The sequence below is a fragment of the Kineococcus glutinatus genome (assembly GCF_039542765.1).
Lineage (GTDB): Bacteria > Actinomycetota > Actinomycetes > Actinomycetales > Kineococcaceae > Kineococcus_A > Kineococcus_A glutinatus.
Window position 1 is genome coordinate 1 of record NZ_BAABIL010000703.1, and the last position, 2,328, is coordinate 2,328.

General features: G+C 78.4%; 1 protein-coding gene and 2 pseudogenes. 2 read left to right on the forward strand and 1 reads right to left on the reverse strand.

What is annotated here, in order from left to right; all coding sequences use genetic code 11:
* Positions 1–811 (reverse strand): annotated as a pseudogene (locus tag ABEB16_RS20380) (hypothetical protein); the annotation flags it as partial.
* 223 nt (positions 812–1,034) lie between these two features.
* Here ABEB16_RS20380 and ABEB16_RS20385 point away from each other — a divergent pair.
* A complete protein-coding gene (locus ABEB16_RS20385) occupies positions 1,035–1,826 on the forward strand; it encodes an ABC transporter ATP-binding protein (protein ID WP_345714021.1) in 792 nt (263 codons plus the stop codon).
* Positions 1,796–2,328: pseudogene (locus tag ABEB16_RS20390) on the forward strand (hypothetical protein); the annotation flags it as partial. The gene ABEB16_RS20385 and the pseudogene ABEB16_RS20390, both read left to right, overlap by 31 nt.

The following is a 2,328-nucleotide window of genomic DNA, read 5'->3' on the forward strand; positions in this document are numbered from 1 at the left end:
CGGCGAGCGCCGGCGCGAACGTCGCGGGGGCGAGCACCACCTCGCGGCCACCGCCGGCCACGACCAGGTCGCCCGCGACGGCGGGCCGTGCGACGGCGTCCGCCGCGGCCCGGATCGCGGCGGCGTCCACCGAGGGCCGCTCGGTCCTCGCCTCCACCTCGACGGGCGCGCCGTCGAGGACGGGCCAGGCGGCGGCGACGCGGTCCGCGGCGGCGGCGACGTCGAGGCTGCGGCCGTCCTGCGGCTCGGCGACGACGGGTTCCACCACCGCCGGGGTGCCGGGGCGGACCTCGAACGTGACGGCGCCCTCGACCGGGGCGAGGGCCACGGAGTCGGCCAGCGGCTGCAGGGCCCCGCGCAGCGCGGTGGTGTCGACGTCGACCTCGGGGCGCACGGTGGTGCCGCCGGTGACGTGCTCCCACAGGTCGCGGGGCTCCCAGGCGGGGGAGGTGACCTCGTCGGCGGTGCCCTCGGCGTCCACGGACAGCCCGGCGGCCGACGGCGCGACCTCACCGGAGGTGGCGGCGCCGGCCCCGGCGACCCGCACGGCGACGGGCCGGGCCTGGAGGTCCGCCGCGGCCGCCCGCACGGCGTCGCGGACCTGATCGCGATCCATCCCGCCGACGTCGACGCCGAGGACGGAGGTCCCGCGGGGCGCCTCGCCCCCCAGCGCCAGCGCGGCACCGGTGTAACCGCCGCCGACGAGGACGGCGAGGCCGACGAGGACCCAGGTGCGCGGGCGGATCCGGTGCTGCCGCGGACGGTCGTGGACGGGATCGGCCGCCCCCTGCTGCGCCTGCTGGTCGACCACCTGCTGGTTCCCCCGCTCGTCCCCCGCGGATCGCGCCGTGCGGCCGCCCGCCCACCCTACGAGCCGTCCGGCCGCCTCGCGGGCGACCCGGGGCGGGTGGCGGGTCGGGTCGCGGGCCCCGCGCCGGGGTGCTCCGTCCGTCGCGCCGGTCCGGCACCGATCGGCCGACGACCCCGCCCGCACCCGCGGTTAGCCTCGGGGCCCACCCACCGGAGGAGGAAGCGTGGAGCAGCGGCCGCCCGACCCTCCCGCAGCGCTCGTGCTGCAGGGCCTCACCAAGCGCTTCGGGGACAAGCTCGCCGTCGACGCCCTCGACCTCGTGGTCCCCGCCGGCTCCTTCTATGGCCTCGTGGGGCCCAACGGCGCCGGCAAGACCACCACGCTGTCCATGGCGACCGGTCTGCTGCGCCCCGACACCGGCCGCGCCCTCGTCCTCGGGCGCGACCTGTGGAGCGACCCCGTCGAGGGCAAGCGCCGCCTGGGGGTGCTGCCCGACGGCGTGCGCCTCTTCGACCGGCTCACCGGCCGCGAGCTCGTCCGCTACGCCGGGCTGCTGCGCGGCCTGGAGCGGGCCGTCGCCGAGGAGCGCGCCGCCGAGCTGCTCACCGCGCTGGGGCTCGCCGAGGCCCGCGACACCCTCGTCGTGGACTACTCCGCGGGCATGACGAAGAAGGTCGCGCTGGCCTGCGCCCTCGTCCACGCCCCCCGCCTGCTCGTGCTCGACGAGCCGTTCGAGGCCGTGGACCCCGTCAGCGGCGCCACGATCCGGGAGATCCTCGCCGGCTTCGTCGCCGGCGGCGGCACCGTGGTGCTGTCCAGCCACGTCATGGAGCTGGTGGAGCGGCTGTGCGACCACGTCGCCGTCGTCAGCGCCGGGCGGGTGCTGGCCGCCGGCACCCTCGACGAGGTCCGCGCCGGCGGCTCGCTGGAGCAGCGCTTCGTGGACCTCGTGGGTGGCCGGTCCGACGTCACAGGGAGCCTCGCGTGGTTGCGCACCTCGTCCGCCTCAAGCTGACCCTGCTGCGCAACGGCCTGCGCCGCAGCCCCTGGCAGATCGTCGCCCTCGTCCTCGGCGGGCTGTGGGGGCTGTGGGTCGTGGGGCTCGCCGGCGCCGGGTTGGTCCTGCTGCGCGGGCAGCCCGTGGCCGTGGCCGCCGACGTCGTCGTCGGTGCCGGTGCGCTCGCGGTGCTCGGCTGGGCGCTCGTGCCGCTCGTCGCGTTCGGGGTGGACGAGACGCTCGACCCGAGCCGCTTCGCGACGTTCGCGGTGCGCCGCCGGCCGCTGGTGACGGGCCTGCTGCTGGCCGGGCTCATCGGCGTGCCCGGCGTGGTGACCCTCGTGCTGGGGCTGCTCACCGCGGTCACCTGGTCGCGGTCCCTGCCGGCCGCGGTGCTCGCCGCGCCCTGCGCCGTCGTGGCGACCCTCACCGCGGTCGCGGCCTCCCGCGCCACGACGACCGCGGCCGCGTCCCTGCTGCGCAGCCGCCGCGCCCGCGACCTGGCGGTCGTGCTCATCGG